At 68.7% G+C, this 22,451-nt stretch carries 20 protein-coding genes; 6 read left to right on the top strand and 14 right to left on the bottom strand.

Going from position 1 to position 22,451, the window contains the following annotated elements; translation table 11 throughout:
• Positions 1 to 6: 6 nt before the first annotated feature.
• The 5 genes from VXM69_RS26925 to VXM69_RS26905 all read right to left on the bottom strand — a co-directional run bounded on the left by VXM69_RS26925 (position 7) and on the right by VXM69_RS26905 (position 4,238).
• Positions 7 to 1,368: a FecR domain-containing protein gene (locus VXM69_RS26925; RefSeq protein WP_059556985.1), complete on the bottom strand. Its 1,362-nt coding sequence runs from the start codon at positions 1,366 to 1,368 to the stop codon at positions 7 to 9.
• Positions 1,365 to 2,069 (bottom strand): response regulator transcription factor, encoded by a 705-nt coding sequence (locus VXM69_RS26920; protein WP_006490421.1) that lies wholly within the window; start codon positions 2,067 to 2,069, stop codon positions 1,365 to 1,367. The genes VXM69_RS26925 and VXM69_RS26920 overlap by 4 nt, the downstream gene beginning before the upstream one ends.
• Before the next feature lie 267 nt (positions 2,070 to 2,336).
• Complete coding sequence (locus tag VXM69_RS26915; protein ID WP_034191173.1) at positions 2,337 to 2,771, bottom strand: hypothetical protein; 435 nt, start codon at positions 2,769 to 2,771, stop codon at positions 2,337 to 2,339.
• A gap of 187 nt (positions 2,772 to 2,958) precedes the next feature.
• Positions 2,959 to 3,186 carry a sulfurtransferase TusA family protein gene (locus tag VXM69_RS26910; RefSeq protein WP_006402122.1) on the bottom strand — a complete coding sequence of 76 codons (228 nt, stop codon included), beginning with the start codon at positions 3,184 to 3,186 and terminating at the stop codon, positions 2,959 to 2,961.
• A gap of 116 nt (positions 3,187 to 3,302) precedes the next feature.
• Positions 3,303 to 4,238 (bottom strand): LysR family transcriptional regulator, encoded by a 936-nt coding sequence (locus VXM69_RS26905; protein ID WP_367189527.1) that lies wholly within the window; start codon positions 4,236 to 4,238, stop codon positions 3,303 to 3,305.
• Positions 4,239 to 4,347: 109 nt separating this feature from the next.
• Here VXM69_RS26905 and VXM69_RS26900 point away from each other — a divergent pair, with 109 nt between their 5' ends.
• Complete coding sequence (locus tag VXM69_RS26900; protein ID WP_034191175.1) at positions 4,348 to 5,868, top strand: CoA-acylating methylmalonate-semialdehyde dehydrogenase; 1,521 nt, start codon at positions 4,348 to 4,350, stop codon at positions 5,866 to 5,868.
• A 57-nt stretch (positions 5,869 to 5,925) separates the two neighbouring features.
• Here the strand turns inward: VXM69_RS26900 and VXM69_RS26895 are convergent, their stop codons facing one another.
• The 8 genes from VXM69_RS26895 to VXM69_RS26860 form a co-directional block, all read right to left on the bottom strand.
• Positions 5,926 to 6,810 (bottom strand): MurR/RpiR family transcriptional regulator, encoded by an 885-nt coding sequence (locus tag VXM69_RS26895; RefSeq protein WP_034191176.1) that lies wholly within the window; start codon positions 6,808 to 6,810, stop codon positions 5,926 to 5,928.
• A 287-nt stretch (positions 6,811 to 7,097) separates the two neighbouring features.
• Positions 7,098 to 8,270, bottom strand: a complete 1,173-nt coding sequence (locus VXM69_RS26890; RefSeq protein WP_367189525.1) for a Gfo/Idh/MocA family protein — start codon at positions 8,268 to 8,270, stop codon at positions 7,098 to 7,100.
• Positions 8,271 to 8,302: 32 nt separating this feature from the next.
• Positions 8,303 to 9,229 (bottom strand): TIM barrel protein, encoded by a 927-nt coding sequence (locus tag VXM69_RS26885; RefSeq protein ID WP_034191178.1) that lies wholly within the window; start codon positions 9,227 to 9,229, stop codon positions 8,303 to 8,305.
• A 29-nt stretch (positions 9,230 to 9,258) separates the two neighbouring features.
• Positions 9,259 to 10,272 carry a Gfo/Idh/MocA family protein gene (locus VXM69_RS26880; RefSeq protein ID WP_034191179.1) on the bottom strand — a complete coding sequence of 338 codons (1,014 nt, stop codon included), beginning with the start codon at positions 10,270 to 10,272 and terminating at the stop codon, positions 9,259 to 9,261.
• A 59-nt stretch (positions 10,273 to 10,331) separates the two neighbouring features.
• Positions 10,332 to 11,243: a sugar phosphate isomerase/epimerase family protein gene (locus VXM69_RS26875; protein WP_367189524.1), complete on the bottom strand. Its 912-nt coding sequence runs from the start codon at positions 11,241 to 11,243 to the stop codon at positions 10,332 to 10,334.
• A 43-nt stretch (positions 11,244 to 11,286) separates the two neighbouring features.
• Positions 11,287 to 12,312: an ABC transporter permease gene (locus tag VXM69_RS26870; protein ID WP_034191181.1), complete on the bottom strand. Its 1,026-nt coding sequence runs from the start codon at positions 12,310 to 12,312 to the stop codon at positions 11,287 to 11,289.
• 27 nt (positions 12,313 to 12,339) lie between these two features.
• A complete protein-coding gene (locus tag VXM69_RS26865) occupies positions 12,340 to 13,917 on the bottom strand; it encodes a sugar ABC transporter ATP-binding protein (RefSeq protein ID WP_034191182.1) in 1,578 nt (525 codons plus the stop codon).
• A gap of 68 nt (positions 13,918 to 13,985) precedes the next feature.
• A complete protein-coding gene (locus VXM69_RS26860; RefSeq protein ID WP_034191183.1) occupies positions 13,986 to 14,912 on the bottom strand; it encodes a sugar ABC transporter substrate-binding protein in 927 nt (308 codons plus the stop codon).
• Positions 14,913 to 15,218: 306 nt separating this feature from the next.
• On the opposite strand from VXM69_RS26860, the gene iolC reads away from it, so the two are divergent.
• The 5 genes from iolC (at position 15,219) to VXM69_RS26835 (ending at position 21,524) form a co-directional block, all read left to right on the top strand.
• Positions 15,219 to 17,177, top strand: a complete 1,959-nt coding sequence (gene iolC, locus VXM69_RS26855) for a 5-dehydro-2-deoxygluconokinase (protein WP_301740719.1) — start codon at positions 15,219 to 15,221, stop codon at positions 17,175 to 17,177.
• A 46-nt stretch (positions 17,178 to 17,223) separates the two neighbouring features.
• On the top strand, positions 17,224 to 19,107 hold the full coding sequence (gene iolD, locus VXM69_RS26850; RefSeq protein WP_124609386.1) for a 3D-(3,5/4)-trihydroxycyclohexane-1,2-dione acylhydrolase (decyclizing): 1,884 nt from the start codon (positions 17,224 to 17,226) through the stop codon (positions 19,105 to 19,107).
• Between the two features lie 61 nt (positions 19,108 to 19,168).
• A complete protein-coding gene (iolE, locus tag VXM69_RS26845; protein ID WP_069706075.1) occupies positions 19,169 to 20,098 on the top strand; it encodes a myo-inosose-2 dehydratase in 930 nt (309 codons plus the stop codon).
• A 36-nt stretch (positions 20,099 to 20,134) separates the two neighbouring features.
• On the top strand, positions 20,135 to 20,953 hold the full coding sequence (gene iolB / locus VXM69_RS26840) for a 5-deoxy-glucuronate isomerase (protein ID WP_034191187.1): 819 nt from the start codon (positions 20,135 to 20,137) through the stop codon (positions 20,951 to 20,953).
• Between the two features lie 79 nt (positions 20,954 to 21,032).
• On the top strand, positions 21,033 to 21,524 hold the full coding sequence (locus tag VXM69_RS26835; RefSeq protein ID WP_367189523.1) for a heme-degrading domain-containing protein: 492 nt from the start codon (positions 21,033 to 21,035) through the stop codon (positions 21,522 to 21,524).
• Between the two features lie 43 nt (positions 21,525 to 21,567).
• On the opposite strand, the gene VXM69_RS26830 is transcribed toward VXM69_RS26835, so the two are convergent.
• A complete protein-coding gene (locus VXM69_RS26830; RefSeq protein ID WP_367189522.1) occupies positions 21,568 to 22,314 on the bottom strand; it encodes an SDR family NAD(P)-dependent oxidoreductase in 747 nt (248 codons plus the stop codon).
• Between the last annotated feature and the right edge of the window lie 137 nt (positions 22,315 to 22,451).

The following is a 22,451-nucleotide window of genomic DNA, read 5'->3' as shown; positions in this document are numbered from 1 at the left end:
CGCGGGTCAGCGCGACAACGTGAACGCGCTGACCGGACTGGTCTTCTCGTAGAACTTGCCGCCTTCGAACTCCTCGACGGTCACGGCCCAGAAATAGTCGCCCGGCGGCAGATGCGCGACGGTGAGCTGGCGCGCCTGCAGGCCGACCTGGTCGACGACCGGCGCGCTCAGGTCCTTCGAGCGCGACAGCACGAACCGGTAGCGCGCATCCTTGCCCGAACCGTTCGGCGACCAGCGGAACGCGTAGCCGCCGGCACCGGGCGCCGCGCTCGCGTCGAGCCCCATCACGCGACGCTCGAACGCATAGGTGCGCGGCAGCCCCTCGAGGCCGTTCGCATCGATCGCGGCGATCCGCAGGAAGTAGTTGCCGTTCGGCACGTCGCGAAACACCGCGCGCGGCGCATCGGTGCGCGTTTCGCGGAACAGGTCGAGCAACCCCGCGTCGTGCGCGAGCTGGACGTGGTAGCCGCGTGCCTGCGCGAGCGGCGCGACGTCGAACGTGACGTCGGGCTCGTCCTGCACCTTGTCCGGATGCGCGAGCGCGGGCGGGGCCAGCAGCTCGACGGGCGCCCCGACCGCGCCGGACGCCGTCGACACGCTGCCGAAATTCGCGTGCACGAGCGTCGCGTCGGCCGCCTGCCGGTGACCCGCGACGCCGACGGTGCCGTCGAGCACTTCGACACGCGTCGACGCATTGCCGGCCGCGTCGTAGTTCACGCGAAAACGCGTGCCGCGCACACCGGCCACGACGGACGGCGAGCGGATCTGGAAGCGGTCGTCGCGTTTCTTCAAATGGGTGACTTCGCTGTCGACCGAGCCGCGCGTGAGTTCGAACTCGCGATCGAGCGTGCCGGTCAGCACGGTGCGGCGCAGCGACTTCAGGTCGAGCTGGCTGTCGGGCGGCAGGCTCATGTGCGTACCATCGGCCAGCTCGATCGTCACGAAACCGTTCGGGCCCGTGCGCACGCGGTCGCCTTCCGCGAGCGTCGCGTCGTTTGCAAGCGCCGTGAAAGCGCCGCCGGACGCGCGTTCGGCCGTGCCCTGCACCGCGATCACGCGTGCGGTCAGCTTTTCCTTGCGCAGGCGCGCGACCGGCAGCTTCAGCGCGACGCCGGGCTGCAGGTGCTTCGGCGCGGGCACGCCGTTGATCTGCTGGAGCAGTTGCCAGTCGTCCGCGCCCTGCAGATAGCGCGCGGCGACGTCGTACAGCGTGTCGCCCGCCTGCGTGCGGTATACGACCGTCTTGCCCGCGGCGGCGGGCGGCTGCGCCGCCGCGTGCTGCGCGGCGAACGCACACGCGACCGCACAGGCCGCGCGCAGCGCCGCCGTGCGCAGGGTCGCCGTGCGCTGCGTGATTCCCGTCATCACTCCGGTTCTCCCTGGCCGACCCGTTCGAGCCGGTAGCCGTAGCCGTAGATCGGCGCGAGGCGATAGCCGTTCTCGGGCCGCAGGCCGAGCTTGGTGCGCAGCATCGAGATGTGCGTGTCCATCGTGCGCGACGGGATGTCGGTCGCCTGCTTCCACACGAGATCGAGGATGTGCGCGCGCGACAGCGGCCGGTCGAGGTGCTGGAACAGCAGCAGCGCGAGCTCGAATTCCTTCTGCGTGAGGCTCACGGCCTTGTCGCCGACATACGCCTGCTTCAGGTTCACGTCGAAACGGAACTGATCGAACTCGCGGACGGTAGCCTCGGCGTTGACCGGATACGCGCGGCGCAGCAGCGAGCCGATGCGCGCGCGCAGGATCGGGCCGGACACGGGCTTGACCACGTAGTCGTCGGCGCCGGCGTTGAGGATCTGCGTGATCCCCGCCTCGTCGTCGCGGCTCGTCATGAAGATGATCGGCAGGCTGTGCTCGGTCTGGTTCGCACGCACCCACTTGAGCACTTCCTCGCCGGACATGTCGGGCACGTTCCAGTCGAGCACCAGCAGATCGAACGTCTCGCGCTGCAGGCGCTTCTTCAGGGCCTTGCCTTCCTTGAACGCGTAGCATGTGTGGCCAACGGCCGTCAGCGTTTGACTGACGAAATCCGTCTGGGCCGGATCGTCATCCAGTACAGCAATTCTCATAGCACCCCGCAAATCGAAATCGATTCGTCCATTCAACTCCCGCGCCTACCCCGGCCGCGCACCACGTGCGCGGCGTCCGGATATCGGCCGGCGAGCCGTCGTTGGCCGTTCGCGCCGCCTGGGCAAACCGGCGACCCCGGTCAAATATCTCAAAAACGGGGCACGGACGAACCGGCGATTTCATCATAGTAGTATGAAATTCGCCAAGAAATTGCGCGGACTACCGTCCTTTCTTCGAATAATCCTTCCGGTCGCGCAATCGGACGCCTAATCCGCGCCCGCGATGCCGGTCACCGGCTGGGCAACATCGTCGGCCGGCGCGCGTGGCGACGGCCGTTCGGACAGCGGCGGTTGAACCAGCATCCGCTGCAGCTGGCCGCGCACGCGCTCCCACGCAGCCGCTGCGTAGTCGGGCTGGGCTGCCGCCCACGCCTGCGCCACATCGAACACGCGCTCGATCGTCGCACCGCAGTAGGTCAGGCCCGCGCCGTCGTCCTGCGCGGCATCGCGCAGCCGTTCGTCGAGCCACTCGGCCAGCCACGGCATCTCGGCCGCGGCCGAATCCGCATAAGCCTCCAGCGCGGCGCGCGCATGGCGATCCTGGCGCGGATCGAGCTCGATCCGGCTCAATTCCGACGCGCGTGCGGGCGCCATGCATTCCGCTCCGGACGGACTTCGAAGGGTCCCTGGTCTGAAGGACATGTCCTCTCCCCGTTGTACGACGGTAGCGTCAGGCAAGGCCCCCGTGCCCGCCTTGCGACGTACCGTGGCCGGCGCGTCGCTGGGAGCGGACGACCGGCCGGGTCAGTATACGCAGCCCGTCACGCAACGAGGTTTAAGAATTGTCAGAGAGGCCCGGCCGGCGCGGCGGCACGGGCGAGGCGGGCCGTCAGCGGCGGCGCATCAGGAAAACGAAGGTCTTGTCCTGCGTCGTCGATTCGACGATCTCGTTGCCCGTCTGCTTCGCGAACGCGGCGAAATCGCGCTGCGAGCCCGGGTCGGTCGCGAGCACCTTGAGGATCTGCCCGCTTTCCATATCGGCGAGCGCTTTCTTGGCACGCAGGATCGGCAACGGGCAATTGAGCCCGCGCGCGTCCACTTCCTTGTGAATCTGCATCGGATGTCGACCTTCGAATGACGCGCCACAGGCGGCGCGGGAGGAAGCCGCGATTTTACCGCAGCGCCGCCGCGCCTGCCCGCCCGCCCGCGGCGCGACGCGCGCGGGTGCCAGGCTCACGCGCCCGCGAAGCCGCCCGCGAGCCGTTCGCGCAGGTGCCGCACGAGCGCGCGCACCGCGCTCGGCACGACCGGGCTGTACGGCCGGATCGCGAAGATGTGGTCGCCGAACGCGCCCGAGGGCCGCCAGCCGTCGAGCAGCGCGACGAGCCGGCCGGCGTCGAGATCGCGCCGCGCGCTGAAATCCGGCAGCAGCGCGATGCCGAGCCCGCCGAGCGCGGCCTCGCGCATCGCCTCGCTGTTGTTCGCCGCGAAACTGCCGCGCACGGGCACGCTCACGCGCTCGCGCCGCCGGCCGTGCAGCTCGAAGCTCCACGCGGCCGGCTCGTGGTCGCGCAGGTAGCACAGGCAGCTGTGGTCGACGAGTTCGTTCGGATGGCGCGGCGCGCCGCGCGCATCGAGATAGTCGCGGCTCGCGACCAGCAGCGAGCGCGTGTCGCACAGCTTCCACGCGACGTGGGTCTGCGGCGCGGTGGTCGTATGGCGAATCGCGAGATCGAAACCCTCCTGCGTCAGCGAATGCAGCCGATCCGACAGGTCGAGCTCGATCTGCACGCCCGGATGCTGCCGCAGGAAATCGGGCAGGTGCGGCACGACCTGCTGGCGCCCGAGCGCGACCGGCACCGTCAGGCGCAGCAGGCCGCGCGGCTCGCCGGCCAAGTCCTTCACGCGCGCGAAGTGCTGCCCGATCGACTCGAACGCATCGCGCGTGCTGTCGACGAGCGTCTGGCCCGCATCGGTGAGCCGCACGCTGCGCGTCGTACGGCGCACGAGCGGCACGCCGGCCGCCTTTTCGAGATCGGCGATGCGCTGGCTCATCGCGGCCTTGCTGATGCCGAGCCGCTGCGCGGCCGCCGTGAAACTGCCGACCGCGGCCAGCACCGTCAGCGAATGGATGTGCGGCCAGAGCGCCTGGACATTTTGCTGATTCATTCGCCGATTATTCAGAATTCTGAACAGTGAATCAAGTTTCGCGGCCTTCTCCCGCCCTGCCGGTTTCCCTAGACTGGGCCCTGTTCCCCCCTCATCCCCAGGAGACACGATGAATCCGGTTCCCGCCTACACGTCCGACGCCGACGTCGGCCACTATGTCGACGGCGCGCCCGCGGCCGGCCGCAGCGGCCGCTTCCAGGACGTCCTCAATCCGTCGCTCGGCCGCGCGGTGCGCCGCGTCGCGCTCGCCGACGCCAGCGAAGTGCAGCGGGCCGTCGCGTCGGCCCATGCCGCGTTCCCGGCCTGGGCCGCGACGCCGCCGATCCGCCGCGCACGCGTGCTGCACCGCTTCCTGCAGCTGATGAACGAACACCGCGACACGCTCGCGGCGATCATCACGGCCGAGCACGGCAAGGTGTTCTCCGACGCGCAGGGCGAAGTCGCGCGCGGCATCGACATCATCGAATTCGCGTGCGGCGTGCCGCAACTGCTGAAGGGCGACTTCACCGACCAGGTCAGCACCGGCATCGACAACTGGACGATGCGCCAGCCGCTCGGCGTCGTCGCGGGCATCACGCCGTTCAACTTCCCGTGCATGGTGCCGTGCTGGATGTTCCCGGTCGCGATCGCGACGGGCAACACGTTCGTGCTGAAGCCGAGCGAGCGCGACCCGTCGGCCGCGCTGTTCATCGCCGACCTGCTCACGCAGGCCGGGCTGCCGGCCGGCGTGTTCAACGTCGTGCAGGGCGACAAGGGCGCGGTCGACGCGCTGCTCGACCACCCCGACGTGCAGGCCGTCAGCTTCGTCGGCTCGACGCCGATCGCGGCCTACGTCCAGCAGCGCGCGGTGCAGTCCGGCAAGCGCGTGCAGGCGCTCGGCGGCGCGAAGAACCATCTGGTCGTGATGCCCGATGCGAACCTCGAGCAGGCCGTCGACGCGCTGATCGGCGCCGCGTACGGCTCGGCCGGCGAGCGTTGCATGGCGATCAGCATCGCGGTGCTGGTCGGCGACGTGGCCGACCGGATCGTGCCGGCCATCGCCGAGCGCGCCCGCAAGCTGGTGATCGGCGACGGCATGTCGCCGGAAGTCGAGATGGGGCCGATCGTCACCGGCGAGGCGCTGAAGCGCATCGAGGGTTATATCGAGCAAGGCGTAAACGAAGGCGCGCAACTGGTGGTCGACGGCCGCGGGCTGCGCGTGCCGGGCCGCGAGTCAGGCTTCTTCACCGGCGGCACGCTGTTCGATCACGTGACGCCCGGCATGCGGATCTACAAGGAAGAAATCTTCGGGCCCGTGCTCGGCTGCGTGCGCGTGAAGGATTTCGGCGAAGCGGTCGACCTGATCAATGCGCACGAGTTCGGCAACGGCGTGTCGTGCTTCACGAGCGACGGCGGCATCGCGCGCGAATTCGCGCAGCGCATCCAGGTCGGCATGGTCGGCATCAACGTGCCGATCCCGGTGCCGATGGCGTGGCACGGCTTCGGCGGCTGGAAAAAGAGCCTGTTCGGCGACATGCACGCGTACGGCGAGGAAGGCGTGCGCTTCTACACGCGCCAGAAATCGGTGATGCAGCGCTGGTCGTCGAGCATCGGCAAGGGCGCCGAATTCGCGATGCCGACCGCGAAGTAAGCCGGCCGGCGCGCCGCCCGCCGATCGAGATCGCGGGCGGTGCGCCGCCGCAACACGTCAGCCGGCCTTGGTGCCGTGCGCGCCGTCGGCGGTCGGCCGGTACGACAGCTCGAGCCGGTACGCGAGCGCGACGAACAGGCTCTGCGCGAGACCCATCGTGGCCGTCAGCGCACGAAAACCGAACGTCTCGCTGTCCTGCACCATCAGCGTCACCTCGGCCTCCCGCGCAAGCGGGCTCATCCGGCTGTCGGTGATCGCGATCACGCGCGCGCCGCGCTGCACGGCCTGCTGCGCGACCTGGACGGTTTCCTCCGCATACGGCATGAACGAGATCACGATCATCACGTCGCCCGCGCGCACCGAGCGGATCTGCCCGAGATGCATGCTGCCGAGCGCGCTGAAGAGGCCGATGCGCTTGTCGGTGTGCTGCAGCGCGTAGTCGAGATACACGGCGATCGGAAACGCGCGCCGCGAGCCGGCAATCCAGATCGCCTGCGTATCGGCGAGCAGGTCGACGGCCTGCGCGAGCGCCCGAGAATCGAGCGTCTGCCGCAATTGCTGCATGCCCGCGATGCTGCCCTTGATGAATTCGTCGGCGATCTGTTCGGGCTGCAGGCTCGACGAGCCCGCTTCGATCACGTCGCGCAGCCGCAGGTTGTACGCACGCCCGGGCGCGATCTGCTGCGCGAGCCCTTCGCGGAACAGCCGCTGCATCTCGGAGAAGCCGGAGAAGCCGAAGTGCTTCGCAAAGCGGACGACGGCCGACGGCTGGACGCCGCACGCCTCCGCGAGCGACTGGATGCCTTCCAGGCCCAGCTGGTCCCGGTGCGTTTCCACGTGGCGCGCGATCACCTTCAGGCGATTGCTGAGGCCGTCGTACTCCTGCGTCAGATGCTGCAGGAACTGCTCGACGGTGGCGGGAGGTTTCTCGGATGAACTCATCGGATAGCGCGAAGTTGACGGCCCCGATGCGCGCGCGATGCTGGCGGACGCGGCCCGGAACTCACCTGGATACATGCATGAAGGGCGAATTTAATCACGTTTGCGGCACGGCCCGCGCCGCACGCTCGCTCCCACGCGCTCGATCATCACTTGCACACGCTCCACGGCAAGGCTGGAAGCGATTGTCCAACGCGCTCGCGGCGTCGTAAAGATTAGGGCGTGTACCGAGTACCGGGGCCGGCCGCCGGTGCGCACGTGACGCAGCCCGCGCGGCCGGCCCGCCCCGCTCACCGATAGTCGACCCACACGCCGCCCGCGTCGGCGGAGCGCACGCAGTGCTCGACCCAGCGTACGCCCTCGACGCCGGCGTGAACGTCCGGATAACGGATCTGCTTCAACGCGTCGGCGTCGCCGCGATCGGCCGCATCCATCGCACGCGCGAACCGCGCGTAGAGATTCGACCATGCCTCGAACAGCCCTTCCGGATGCCCGGCGCCGATGCGGTCCTCGTGCAGCGCCTGCGGATGCAGGTAGCCCATCCCGCGATCGAGCACCTGCGCGGGCTGGCCCTGCACTTCGTAGCGCAACTGGTTCGGATGCTCGTCCCACCATTCGATGCTCGCCTTCGAGCCGATCACGCGCACCTTCTGGCCGTGCATCGAGCCGGCGTTCACCGCGCTCGACCACACGTAGCCGACCGCGCCGGTGTCGTACTCCATGATCGTGAACGCGTTGTCCTCGAGCGGCGCGCGGCTCTTCACGAAGCTCTGCCGCGAACACATCAGCCGCCGGATCTTCAGTTCCGGCGCCATCACCTCGGAGATGTACAGCGGATGCGTGCCGATGTCGCCGAGCACGTAGCTCGGGCCCGCGAACTTCGGGTCGACGCGCCAGCGCGCGGCCGCGCTCGCGGCCTCGACGCCTTCGCTGTGGAAGCCGTGCGCGAACTGCATCTGCACGATGCGGATCTCGCCGAGCTCGCCGTGCGCGATCATCTCGCGCGCCTGCTCGATCATCTGGTGTCCCGAGTAGCCGTACGCGACGCCGACGATCCGGTTCTTCTCGACCGACAGCCGCTGCAGCGCCTCGGCCTCCTCGGTCGTGAAGCACAGCGGCTTCTCGCAGACCACGTGCAGCCCCGCGTTCAGCGCGGCGCGGCAGATCGCGAAGTGCGTGTTGTTCGGCGTCGCGATCGACACCGCGCGGATGCCGTCCGGGCGCCGCGCCTCGGCGTCGAACATCGTCGCGTAGTCGGGATAGCAGCGCTCGGCCGCGACGCCGAGCTTCACGCCGAACTGGCGGCCGCGTTCGGGATCGAGGTCGAATGCGCCGGCAACCAGCTGGAAGCTGCCGTCGCGCAGCGCGGCCGACCGATGGCTGTAGCCGATCTGGCTGCCGAGCCCGCCGCCGACCATGCCCCAGCGAATCGAATGTCCAAGCAGAATCTGTCCGTCAATCATGATGGTGGTGTTCCTGGTGCGGGTTCAGTGGGTCAGGCAAAGCCGGCCGACGCGAGAAACGCGCGGCTCGCGGCGACGTCGCGCAGGCTCGTGCCGGCGTTGCGCGGGTCGCGCTCCTGCTCGATCGTGATGTAACCCGCGTAGCCGATCTCGTCGAGCGCCTGGCGGATCGCGCGGTAATCGAGCACGCCGGTGCCGATCGGGCACATCACGCCGCGCGCGCAGGCGGCGAAGAATGCGATGTGCTCGCCCATCACCGCGTCGTACACGGCCGCGTCGATATCCTTGAAATGCACGTAGTCGAGGCGCGCCGCATGGCGGCGCAGCCAGGTTTCCGGGTCCATGCCCGAGTAATGCAGGTGGCCGGTGTCGAGACACAGGCCGGCCGTCTCGGCCGGAATGTCGGCGACGATCCGGTCGATCTCATCCGCGAACTCGATGTAGCCGCCCGCATGCGGATGGATCACCGCGCGCACGCCGAACTCGTCGCGCGCGATCGTTGCGATCTGCCGGATATGGTCGACCATCCGCGCCCAGTGCTCGGCGGACAGCCGCGGCGCGCGATCGCCGTGGCCGGCCGCGTAGTCGCGCACTTCGTGGCCCCAGTCGATCACGACCAGGTACGGCGCCGCGTAGCGCTGGCCGTCCTGCGTCGGCAGCCTGGGCAGCCGCGTGATCAGCGCGCAGATGTCGCGCGTCTGGCGCAGCAGGTTCGGCAGGTTCTCCGGCGACACGAGATCGTCGAAGATCGTGCCGGCGGTGATGCTCAGGCGTTGCCGCTCGAGTTCGGCGCTGACCACGTCGAGTTCGAGCGGGATGTAGCCGTACGGCCCAAGCTCGATGCCCGAGTAACCGGCCTGCGCGGCTTCGGCGAGCACGTGCCGCCACGGCGGCAGATGCGGGTTCTTCACGTCGTCGACGCCCCAGCAGCAGGGCGCGCAGCCAATCTTCATCGTCATGTCGATCGCTCCGTCAGGTCAGCCGCGGGTCAGCCGCGATAGAACGCGGGACGGCCGGCCATCGCGATCGGTTCGACCGCGCCGCTCTTCTGCGCCCGCACGCACGCATCGGCCGCGACCGCCGCCGCGTAGCCGTCCCATGCGGACGGCCCGGTCAGCGCGCCCTGCCGCACGCCGTCGATGAACGCCTGCAGCTCGACGTCGTACGACGCGATGAAGCGCTCCTTCCAGTCGGTCATGATCTCGACCGACCGCCGCGCCGCGTGCTTGAGCCCGACGGCCGGCGGATCGGGCAGCTTCGCGATGCCCTGCTCGCCGACCACTTCGCACTGGATGTCGTAGCCGTACTGGCAGTTCACGAAGATCTCGACGTCGATGCGCACGCCGCTCGCGGTTTCGAGCAGCACGATCTGCGGATCGGCGAGATGCGCGGACGCGTGCCGCGTCTTCTTCGGATAGACGACCTGCGCGCTCGTGTAGTCCTCGCCCAGCAGCCAGCGCAGCACGTCGAGTTCGTGGATCAGCGTGTCGGTGATCGCCATGTCGGTCGTGTAGCGCTCACCGACCGACTGGTTGCGATGCGCGCAATGCAGCATCAGCGGTGCGCCGATCTCGCCGCTGTCGATCACGCGCTTGAGCGCGCGATAGCCTTCGTCATACGGCCGCATGAAGCCGACCTGCACGAGCCGCTTGCCGTGCGCGACCTCGGCTTCGACGATCCGCATGCAACCGTCGGCCGTGACGGCCAGCGGCTTCTCGCAGAACACCGGCTTGCCGTGCGCGATCGCGTCGAGCACGAACGCTTCGTGCGTCGGCCCCCACGACGTGACGAGCACGGCCTGTACGTCGGCGGCCGCGACCACTTCGTGGCCGTCGCCGTAGATCTCGGCGTCGAGCCCGTACTTCGTCACCGCGTCGCGCGCCTGCTGCGGGTCGATGTCGTTGACGGCCACGACGCGCGCGCCGGACAGCGTGCGGGTCAGTCTGCGGATGTGGTCCTGGCCGATCGCGCCGCAGCCGATCACGCCGATTTGCAAGCTCATCTACAAGTCTCCAGTCGTTCATCAGCGGCGCGGCCCCCGCCGCGCCGGTCGGGAATCGGTCAGCGCGCGCGGCGATCGAAATGGCGATCGACGTAGCGCTGGATCGTGTCGCGCATGTAGCGCGACGAGGCTTCCGCGCGGTCTTCCCACGCGAACACGCACGACGACATCACGCCGTCGAAGCCGGCGGCGCCGAGCGCGCCAAAGAACCCGTCCCAGTCGATCTCGCCCTGCCCGATGTCGAGATGCTGGTGCACGCGGATCTGGTTCGAGCCGGGCGGGTTCACGATGTAGCGCAATTGGCTGCTCTTGCGGTGGTCGAACGTGTCGGCCACGCGCACGTGCGCGAGGATCGGCGCGGCCTGCGCGATCATCGCGGCCATGTCGTCGCCGTAGTAGAACGTGTGCGGCGCGATATACGACAGCTTCAGCGACGGCGAACCGAGGTTCGTGACGATGTCGATCGCCGGTTGCAGCTGTTCGATCCAGTCCTCGGGATGCGGCTCGACCGACAGCACGATGCGTTCGCGCTCGAGGATCGGCAGCAGCTCGTCCATCGACCGGAACCACGCGGCTTCGCACAGCTCCTTCGGGTTCGCGCCCGGCCGCTCGCCGACCGAACGCTCGGGCGACGCGCCGCGCCCGAATTCCGACACCATCAGCGGGCATTCCATCTCGAGCGCCACCTCGATCGCCTTGCGCCAGCAGCGCACGGCCCATTGCCGCTCGTCCTCGAACGGGCTTGCCCAGCGGTACATCGGCTGCAGCGACGCGAGCCCGACGCCGCTCGCGCGCAGCGCCTGGCGGAACCCGGCCATGCGCGCCCGCGTCGCGCGCGGCATCACCCACCAGTCTAGAAAGTCGCTGCGCGGCGACAGCTCGATCTGGTCGTAACCCAGCTCGGCGACCGCATGCGGCAGCCGGTCGAGCGGCAGGTGGCGAATCATGTACGGGTCGAGTGCGATCTTCATCGGGCGTCCTTCGTGAAGGCGGATGTCGGGCTCACGCGCGCGCTCAGCGGCGCTTCTTCTTGTTGCGGTACTGGTCGGCGATCACGGCCGCGACGATGATCGCGCCCTTCACCATCTCCTGGTAATACGCGTCGATCCGGATGAACGTGAAGCCCGACGTCATCACGCCGAGGATCAGCACGCCGATCACGGTGCCCGTCACGCGGCCGAGGCCGCCCGACAGCGACGTGCCGCCGATCACGACGGCCGCGATCGCATCGAGCTCGTACATCACGCCCATGCCCGACTGGCCCGAGATCGCGCGCGCGGCCGTCACGGTGCCGGCGATCCCGCTCAAGAGGCCCGCGATCGCGTAGACGAACACCAGGTGGCGCGTGACGTTGATGCCCGACACGACGGCCGCGTGACGGTTCGCGCCGATCGCGTAGGTGTACTTGCCGAAGCGCGTGTAGCGCAGCACGACGTGGAAGATCGCCGCGATCACGAGAAAGATGATCACCGGATTGGCACCCGCGCCGATCGCCGCGAACTGATCGGTCAGCATCGACACCGGCATCCCGTTGGTGAACCACTTCGCGAAGCCGCGCGCGGCAACCATCGTGCCGAGCGTCGCGATGAACGGCGGGATGCCCGTCATCGCGATCAGCGTGCCGTTCAGCAGGCCGACCAGCAGCCCGACGCACACGCCGGCCAGCACCGGCCAGATGATCGGCAGGTCGGTGAGGTGCGGAAACACCGCACGCGGGAAGTCGGACACCTGCGCGAGGCTCGCCGACACGACGGCGGCGGCCGCGACGACCGACCCCGACGACAGGTCGATCCCGCTGGTGATGATCACGAGGTTCACGCCGACCGCGATGATGCCGATCACGGCCATCTGCAGCACGATGATCTCGAGCCGCTCGGCGTTGAACAGGAAGCTCTGGCCGACGACGATCCAGCCGACGATCTCGAAGAACAGGCTGATGCCGACCAGCACGAGGAAGATGCTCAGCTCGGGCGGCCACTTCGTGTGCCGCGACTTGAGTGTGATGGTCTGCGCATCCGCGACCGGATTCAGGTTGCCCATTTCAGTTGTCTCCAATCTTGTTTCGGCTCAGCGCGACGCGAGATCCATGATGCGGACCTGGTCGGCGTCCTTGCGATCGACGATGCCGGTCATGCGCCCTTCGTGCATCACCATCACGCGATCGCTCATTCCCAGCACTTCCGGCATTTCCGACGAGATCATCAGCACCGCGACGCCCTTGCCGGCGAGCGCGCTGACGAGCCGGTGAATCTCGGCCTTCGCGCCGACGTCGATGCCGCGCGTCGGTTCGTCGAGAATCAGGATGCGCGGCTGCGTGAGCAGCCAGCGGCCGATCAGCACCTTCTGCTGGTTGCCGCCCGACAGGTTCTGGATTGCCTCGTGCAGCCCCGGCGACTTCACGCGCAGCATCCGGCTCATTTCCTCGCAATCGCGCTTCAGCTGCGCCTGCTGCACGAAATTGAACTTCACGTAGCGGTGGCTGAGCACGGCCGCTTCCATGTTCGCGAGCAGGTCGAGATTCAGGAAGCAGCCGCTGTCCTTGCGGTCCTCGGTGAGGAACGCCATCCCGTGCTTCATCGCCTGCGCGGGCGTCGCGATCCGCACCGGCTTGCCGTCGATCCGGATCTCGCCCGACGTGGCCGGCACGACGCCGAACAACGCCTCCGCGACGTTCGAGCGCCCCGAGCCGACGAGGCCCGCGACGCCGAGGATTTCCCCCGCGCGCAGCTCGAAGCTCACGTCGCGGAACACGCCGTCGACGCAGAGATCCTTCACCGACAGCACGACGTCGCCGATCGGCACGTCTTCCTTCGGGAACATCTGCGTGATCTCGCGCCCGACCATCATGCGGATGATGTCGTCGCGCGTGACGTCGCTCGATGCATGCGTGCCGATGTACTTGCCGTCGCGGAACACCGAGAACTCGTCGGCGATCTCGAACAGCTCGTTCATCTTGTGCGTGATGTAGACGATGCCCTTGCCCTGCTCGCGCAGCTGGCGAATGATCCGGAACAGGTGCGTGACTTCCTTGTCGGTCAGCGCGGAAGTCGGCTCGTCCATGATCAGCACGTCGGAGTCGAACGACACGGCCTTCGCGATCTCGACCATCTGGCGGCTCGCGACGGTCAGCGTGCGCACGTCGGTTTCCGGATCGATGTCGATCGACAGCCGTTCGAACAGCGCGGCCGTGCGGCGGCGCAGCTCGGCGTGATCGATCAGGCCGAAGCGGTTCTTCGGTTCGCGGCGGATCCAGATGTTCTCCGCGACCGTCATGTACGGCATCAGGTTGAGTTCCTGGTGGATCATCGCGATCCCGCGCTCGAGCGCATCGAGCGGGCCGTTCAGCACGACCGGTTCGCCGTTGATCAGGATTTCGCCCTGGTCGGGCGTGTAGACGCCCGCGATGATCTTCATCAGCGTGGACTTGCCCGCGCCGTTCTCGCCCATCAGCGCGTGGACGGTGCCGCGGCGCACGCGGAACTGCACGCCGTCGAGCGCGACGACGCCGGGAAAGGACTTGCCGACGCCGCGTACCTCGAGCACGCAGTCGGCCGCGAAAGAAGCCGGCGCGGCGGACGACCCGCCGGACGAGGCGGCCGGTGCATCGCCGCCGGCCATCGGGCGCGCGACCCTGGCTGTAAACATGGACGTTCCTCGACAAAGCGCGCGCGAACCCGGCAATGCCGGGCCCGCGCAGTTCAACGGACCGCCGGTCAGTGCTTGGCGTACTGGTTCATGTTCTCGGGCGTCACGAGCTCGAACGGCACGTTCACGTAGCGGTCGACCGGCTGCTTCTTCGCGAGCTTCAGCGCGGCGGCCACCGACTGCGCGCCCTGCCCGATCGCGTTCTGGTACACCGACACCTTCAGCTCGCCGGCCTTCATCGCCGCGAGCCCGTCCGGCGTCGCGTCGATGCCGGCGACGACCGTCTTCGGCGTCAGCTTGCGCGCGGCCTTCAGCGCGTTGATCGCACCGATCGCCATCTCGTCGTTGTTCGACACGATCGCGTCGAACTTGGTCCCGGAGCTCAGCCAGTTCATCGTGATGTCCTGGCCCTGCGTGCGGCTCCACTTGCCTTCGCGCTTGTCGACGATCTTCATGCCCGCGCAGTCCTTGGTCGCGATCACGTCCTCGATGTCCTTGGTGCGGGCACGCGCCGATTCGTTGGACAGCTCGCCCATCAGCACGAGAATGTCGCCCTTGCCGCCGAGCAGCTTGCACACCTGGCGCGCCTGCAGCGTGCCCGACTGCTTTTCGTCGGACGCGACGACCGCGACGCCGGCCGGCAGCTTGTCGAAATCGACCGGCTTGCGGTTGACGTAGACCAGCGGGATCTTCGCGGCCGTCACCATCTTCGTGATCTTCGGCGTCGCGTCGGTATCGACCGGGTTCACGATGATCGCGTCGACCTTCTGCGCGATCATGTTCTGGACCTGGCTCAACTGCTTGCCGACGTCGTTGCCGCCGTCCTCGATCTGCACGGTCACGCCGTCCTTCTTCGCCGAATCGGCGATGCTGTTGCGCAGGATGGTCAGGAACGTGTCGTCGAACGACGCCATCGTCACGCCGATCTTCTCGGCATGCGCGAGCGGCGCAGCCAGGATCGCGGCGGCCGCGACGGCCATCAGCTTGGTCTTCATGATCAATCTGTCTCCTCATCTCCGGGGGGCGGAAGACGGCGCGTTGCGCGCCGCCGGGCCGAGTCCGATACGGACTGAAGCATCCGGATGGAACTGTAGATCACTTCCTCGAACATTTGGAAATTTATTTCTACGTGATTTCACCTAGGGAACTGGATTTCCAAAAAGTCTAGACTGCGTCCGTAGCCCGATTCCCCGCGGCAGGCAGTCCCGCGTCGTGCAGCGCACGTCACGGCGTGCGGCTGGAGGATCGGTCCCCCAATCTGCCGGCAACGTCGACCGCCGGCCGCGAGCGTGACACGTGATATGAGCCAGCTGAACTTTCCGAGTGACCGCCCCATCGATCTCGCCTGCCTCGGCCGCGTGGCCGTGGATCTCTATGCGCAGCAGTACGGCAGCCGCCTCGAAGACGCCCGCAGCTTCCAGATGTATCTCGGCGGCTCGTCGGGCAACGTTGCGTTCGGCGTCGCGCGGCTCGGGCTGAAGACCGCGATGATTTCGCGCGTCGGCGACGAACAGATGGGCCGCTTCCTGCGCGAGACGCTCGAGCGCGAAGGCTGCGACACGAGCCAGCTGCAGACCGACCGCGAGCGCCTCACCGCGCTGGTGCTGCTCGGGCTGAAGGATCGCGACACGTTCCCGCTGTTGTTCGTGCGCGAGAACTGCGCGGACATGGCCGTGCGCGCCGACGAGATCCGCGAGGACTTCATCGCCGGCTGCCGGGCGCTGGCGATCACCGGCACGCACCTGTCGACGCCGGGCACGCGCGAGGCGTCGCTGACCGCGCTCGGCTACGCGCGCCGCCACGGCGTCGTGCGGATCCTCGACATCGACTACCGGCCCGTGCTGTGGGGGCTGACCGCACGCGGCGCGGGCGAGAACCGTTACGTGCCGGACGCGCAGGTCACGCGGCAGCTGCAGCAGGTGCTCGGCGAATTCGACCTGCTGGTCGGCACCGAGGAGGAATTCCTGATCGCGGGCGGCGTGCCGCACGACCTGATCGGGTCGCTGCGGGCCGTGCGCGCGATCACGAACGCGACGCTGGTCGTCAAGCGCGGCGCACTCGGCTGCTGCGTGATCGAAGGCGACATTCCGGCCGGCATCGACGCCGCGCCGACGTTCGTCGGCGAACGCGTCGAGGTGCTCAACGTGCTCGGCGCGGGCGACGCGTTCCTGTCGGGCCTGCTGTCGGGGCTGCTGCGCGGCCGCGACTGGGCCGAATCGACGCGCATCGCGAATGCGTGCGGCGCGATCGTCGTGTCGCGCCATGCATGCTCGGCCGCGATGCCGACGCCGGCCGAACTCGCGCACTGGTTCGACGGCAGCCGCAATCCGGCGGTCGATGCCGACCGCACGCTCGCGCACCTGCATCGCGTAACGGTGCCGCGCCGCGAATGGGACGACCTGTGCGTGATGGCGTTCGACCACCGCAGCCAGTTCTACGAACTCGCGGTGCAGGCCGGCGCGGATGAAGCGCGCATCAGGACGCTGAAGCGCCTGCTCGTGCGCGCGGTCGAGCAGGTCGAGCGCGAGCGCCGGATCGAAGGCCACGTCGGCGTGCTGATCGACGGCGGCGCCTACGGCAGCGACGCGCTCGCGTCGGCCACCGGGCGCGGCTGGTGGGTCGGCCGCCCGGTCGAGCTGCCGGGCTCGCGGCCGCTGCGGTTCGACGAGACGCGCTCGGTCGGCTCGTCGCTCACGCACTGGCCGACCGAACAGGTCGTGAAATGCCTCGTCCACTACCACCCCGACGACGACGTCGACCTGCGCGTCGAGCAGGAGCAGCGCGTGCTGGAACTGTGGGAAGCCACCCGCGCCAGCGGCAACGAGCTGCTGCTCGAGATGATTCCGCCGCGCGCGGTCACGCCGGCCGGCACCGAGGACGACGCGGTGCTGCGCACGATCGCGCGCTTCTACAACCTCGGCGTGAAGCCCGAATGGTGGAAGCTCACGCCGCTGAGCGCGGACGGCTGGACGCGGCTCGCCGCGCTGATCGCCGAGCGCGACCCGCATTGCCGCGGCGCGGTGATCCTCGGGCTGAACCAGCCGCTGCAATACCTCGTCGACAGCTTCCGCGCGGCGACCAACCCGATCGTCAAGGGCTTCATGGTCGGGCGCACGCTGTGGGCCGACGCGTCGCTGAACTGGTTCGCGGGCCGCATCGACGACCAGGCGCTGATCGACGAAGTCGCCGGCAACTTCACGCAACTGGTCGACGCGTGGCTGGGCCGCCGTGCGGCCGCGCGCGCCGCCGCCGCGGCCTGATGCCCGTGCCCGTGACGACCACCCGACTCCTCTCTATCGACCGACGATGACCCACACCGTGAGACTGACCGTCAGCCAGGCGCTCGTGCGCTACCTGGCCGCCCTGCGCGCCGAAGTCGTCCAGCCCGACGGCCGCACCGACATCCTGCCGTACTGCGGCGGCGTATTCGCGATCTTCGGCCACGGCAACGTGGCCGGGCTCGGCGAAGCGCTGCATGCCGAGCGGGACCGGCTGCCGACGTTCCGCGCGCACAACGAACAGGGGATGGCCAACGCGGCCGTCGCGTTCGCGAAAGCGCATTTCCGCCAGCGGATGATGGCCGCGACGTCGAGCATCGGCCCCGGCGCGACCAACATGCTGACCTCCGCCGCGCTCGCGCACGTCGGCCGGCTGCCGCTGTTGCTGCTGCCCGGCGACGTGTTCGTGTCGCGGCTGCCCGACCCCGTGCTGCAGCAGGTCGAGGATTTCGAACAGGGCGACGTCAGCGCGAACGACTGCTTCCGGCCCGTGACGCGCTACTTCGACCGCATCACGTCGCCCGAGCAACTGCTCGTCGCGCTGCCGCGTGCGATCCAGGTGATGACCGATCCCGCGCAGTGCGGCCCCGTCTGTCTCGCGCTGCCGCAAGACGTGCAGACCTTCGCGTACGACTGGCCCGAGGATTTCTTCGCGCCGCCGGTGATCCGGATGCGCCGGCCGCCGGCCGACGCGCTCGAACTCGCCGACGCCCTCGACGTGCTGAAGGCCGCGAAGAAACCGCTGATCGTGGCCGGCGGCGGCGTGCTGTACAGCCAGGCGTGGGACGCGCTGCGCGCGTTCGCCGACACGCACGGCGTGCCGGTCGCCGAATCGCAGGCCGGCAAGGGCAGCCTCGCGTGGGATCACCCGCTGAACCTCGGATCGATCGGCGTGACGGGCTCGCCCGCCGCGAACCGCGCGGCCGCGCAGGCCGACGTCGTGTTCGCGGTCGGCACGCGGCTGCAGGATTTCACGACCGGCTCGCATGCGCTGTACGGCGACGCGACGCTGCTGAGCCTGAACGTGCAGCCGTTCGACGCGGGCAAGAAACGCGGCCGGCAACTGATCGCCGACGCACGCACGGGCCTCGGCCAGCTGTCGGGCGCGCTGGCCGGCTGGCACGCCGATCCCGCGTGGACGGCCGCGAACCGCGACCAGGCCGCCGCGTGGAACGCGCGCGTGACCGAGCTGACGACGCGCATCCCGAAGGACACGCTGCCGTACGACGCGGAAGTGATCGGCGCGGTGCGCGACTCCGCGGCCGACGCGGGACGCGACAGCGCACGCGACGACCTCGTCGTCTGCGCGGCCGGCACGCTGCCGGCCGAGCTGCACAAGCTGTGGCGCAGCGGCGTGCCGGGCAACTATCACATGGACTATGCGTACTCGTGCATGGGCTACGAAGTGGCGGGCGGCCTCGGCGCGAAGCTCGCCCGGCCCGAGCGCGAGGTGATCGTGATCGTCGGCGACGGCTCGTACATGATGCTCAACGCGGAGCTCGCGACGTCCGTGATGCTCGGCCGCAAGCTGATCGTCGTGATCCTCGACAACCGCGGCTACGGCTGCATCGAGCGGCTGCAGCTGAACTGCGGCGGCGCGAGCTTCAACAACATGCTCGACGATTGCGTGCCCGAAGGCGGCGAACGCTCGACGATCGACTTCGCGATGCATGCGCGCGCGATGGGCGCCGAAGCCGTGCACGTGCGCGACATCGTCGAATTGCGCCACGAGATGAAGCGCGCCCGCGCGGCGAGGAAGAGCCAGGTGCTCGTGATCGACACCACCCACCGGCGCACGACCGACGACGGCGGCGCGTGGTGGGAAGTCGCGGTGCCGCAGGTATCCGCACGCGCCGGCGTCGACGCGGCGCACCGCGCGTATCTCGACGCGAAAACCCGGCAGCGGCGCTGACCGCGCCCGCCGCCCGCTAAAGCACCCGACAAGAACACCCTCCGAACCAAGGAAGCAAGTCATGAGCTGGAACGTCCGCATCGGCATCAATCCCCTGTCGTGGATGAACGACGACCTGCCGTCGCTCGGCGGCGAGACGCCGCTCGAAACGGCGCTGAAGGAAGGCGCCGAAATCGGCTATGCGGGCTTCGAGCTCGGCAACAAGTTTCCGAAGACGGGCCCCGAACTGAAGGCGAAGCTCGCCGAATTCGGCCTCGTATGCGTGTCCGGCTGGTATTCGGGCTTCCTCGCGGAAGTCGAACCGGGCATGAGCGACGCCGAGGCGGTCGCGGCCGAAATCGAGCGCTGCCGCGCGCACCTGACGAAGCTGCAGTTCAACGACGTGAAGGTCGTGGTCTACGGCGAATGCGCGGGCACGATCCAGGGCAGCATCGACACGCCGGTCGCGAAACGGCCGCGTTTCGTCGACGACGACGCCTGGCGGCGCTACGCGGCACGCCTCGACGCGTTCGGCGCGCACCTGCTCGACACGTACGGGATCAAGCTCGCCTACCATCACCACATGGGCGCGTACGTCGAGTCGCCCGACGACGTCGATCGGCTGATGGCGCTGACCGACCCGACGAAGGTGTTCCTGCTGTTCGATACCGGCCACGCGTATTTCGGCGGCGCGGCCGACCCCGTCGCGCTGCTGAAGAAGCACGTGTCGCGCGTCGCGCACGTGCATTGCAAGGACGTGCGGCCGCAGGTCGTCACGCAGGCGCGCAACGACGGCTGGAGCTTCCTGAACGGCGTGATCAACGGCACGTTCACGGTGCCGGGCGACGGCGCGCTCGATTACGACGCGACGCTGCGCACGCTGAAGGACGCCGGCTACGAAGGCTGGCTCGTCGTCGAGGCCGAGCAGGATCCGGCCGTCGCGCCGAGCTATGCGTATGCGAAAAAGGGCTACACGTCGCTGCGCGCGATCGTCGACCGGTTGAGTGCGTGAGCGCTTGAGCCCCCTTCCATTGCGGAGCCCCACCCCATGACGATTTCTCCCCTGCTGGTCAAGGCATCCGCCGACCGCGAAATCTGCAACGTCACGCCCGAGTCGGCCGGCTGGAAGCATGTCGGCTTTCGCGCGCTGCGCCTGAAGGCCGGCGACACCGAAACGCTCGACACCGGCACGCGCGAGCTGTGCGTCGTCGTGCTGACGGGCACGGTGCGCGCCGAAGTCGACGGCGCAACCCACGATGCGCTCGGCAAGCGCGACAGCGTCTTCGAAGAGGTGTCGCCGGACGCGCTGTACGTGCCGGGCGGCAAGACCGTCACGCTGGTCGCGACGCGCGACGCGGAAATCGCGTTGTGCACCGCGCCCTACGCAAGCGGCGACAAGCCCGTGCAACGCCTCGACGGCGAACGGATGCGCCGCTCGGTGCGCGGGCAAGGCACCAACACGCGCTACGTGTGCGACATCCTGATGGGCGACAACCCGGCGGCCGACCGGCTGCTCGTGGTCGAAGTCGTCACGCCGGCCAGCCATTCGAGCAGCTATCCGCCGCACAAGCACGATCGCGACGCGGCGCCCGACGAGACGTCGCTCGAGGAAACCTACTATCACCGGATCGATCCGCCGCAGGGTTTCGCGTTCCAGCGCGTGTACACGGACGACCGCAGCCTCGACGAAGCGTGCGCGGTCGAGAACCACGACGTCGTGATGGTGCCGCGCGGTTACCACCCGGTCGTCGCGCCGCACGGCTACAACCTGTACTACCTGAACGTGATGGCCGGGCCGAGCCGCGCATGGGCGTTCAAGAACGATCCCGCGCACGAATGGATGATCGACGCGGCGCCGAAGCGCTGAGCGCAAGACGGGCGAGCGCGCGGCCCGTCGCGGTGCGATACCCGCGCGCAATCCGCATTTGCGACGACACGGAGCCGCCATGGTGACGATCTTTCCGCGCCTCGATCACGCGCCCTTCGACGAAGGCGCGCGCGAAACGGCGTTGCCGCGCTTCAATGCCGACGTCGCGCGCCGGCTCGGGGAAATCGCGGTCAACATCGCGTCGCGCCGCGGGCTGCCGATCGCGGTCGGCATCGTCGGCAAGGCGCCGCTGTTCTACTGCGCGCTCGACGGCAGCGGCGCGCGCGACAACGGCGCGATCCGCCGCCGGCAGAACACGGTGCTGCGCTTCGGCCTGAGCTCGCTCGAAGTCGGCGCGCGCTTCCGGCACGCCGGCTGGTCGCTGCAGTCGCAGGGGCTGTCGGACGACGACTATGCGCTCGACGGCGGCGGCGTACCGTTACGCGTCGCCGGCGCCGGCATCGTCGGTGCGATGACGATCGCCGGACTCGAGTCCGAACGCAACCACGCGCTCGTCGTCGAGAGCCTGCGCTGGCACGTCGGCGCGAACGCGCTGGCGATGATCGCGTAACCGCGCGGCCGGCCCGTGCGGGCCGATGCCGCGCGTGGCGCGATCAGTTCAACCCGCCGCTCACGACGAGGTGCTCGCCGGTCATCCAGCGTGCATCGTCCGAGGCGAGGAACACGGCGACCGACGCGATGTCGTTCGGCTCGCCGAGACGGCCGAGCGGCGTCTCGCCGAGCACCTGCTTTTCGAGATCGGAGCCGATGATACCCGCGCTGTGCGTGCCTTCGGTCACGATCATGCCCGGGTTGATCGCGTTCACGCGGATCTTGCGCGGGCCGAGTTCGAGCGCGAGCACGCCGGTGATCGCGTCGACCGCGCCCTTCGTGCCGCTGTACACGGCGCTCGCCGGCGGCGTGATGCTGGTCACCACCGAGCTGATGTTGATGATGCTCGCGCCTTCGCCGAGATGCTTGACGGCCGCCTGCGTCGTCAGCAGCACACCGAACACGTTCGTGTCGAACTGCCGGCGGTAGTGTTCCTCGGTGATCGCCTCGATCGGCGCGAATTCGTACACGCCGGAATTGTTGACGAGCACGTCGAGACGGCCGTACGTGTCGATCGCCGTATCGACGATGCGCTGCGCGTCGGCGGCCTTCGCCACGTCGCCGCCGACCGCGACCGCGCGGCCGCCCCCCTCGACGATCGCGCTCACGACCGCGTCGGCGCCGGCCTTGCTGCTCGCGTAATTGACGACGACCGATGCGCCTTCCGCGGCCAGTGCCTTCGCGATGGCCGCGCCGATGCCCTTCGATGCGCCCGTGACGATCGCTACCTTGTTTGCCAGCTTGCTCATGATTTCATTCCTCGGTCAGAAGACATTCGATGGTGGGCGCCGATGCCGCGTTGCCGCGGCGACCGGCATGACTGGCAATGTACGGCGCGTCGCGGCGGCGATAAAGCGGCCCGACACGAATTGACTGGCGGCGTTTG

The sequence above is a fragment of the Burkholderia sp. Ed8 genome, assembly GCF_040761425.1.
In the GTDB taxonomy this organism is placed as follows: domain Bacteria; phylum Pseudomonadota; class Gammaproteobacteria; order Burkholderiales; family Burkholderiaceae; genus Burkholderia; species Burkholderia seminalis.
The sequence above is the reverse complement of the archived record's forward strand: the minus strand, read 5'-3'. Positions and strand labels throughout refer to the sequence as shown.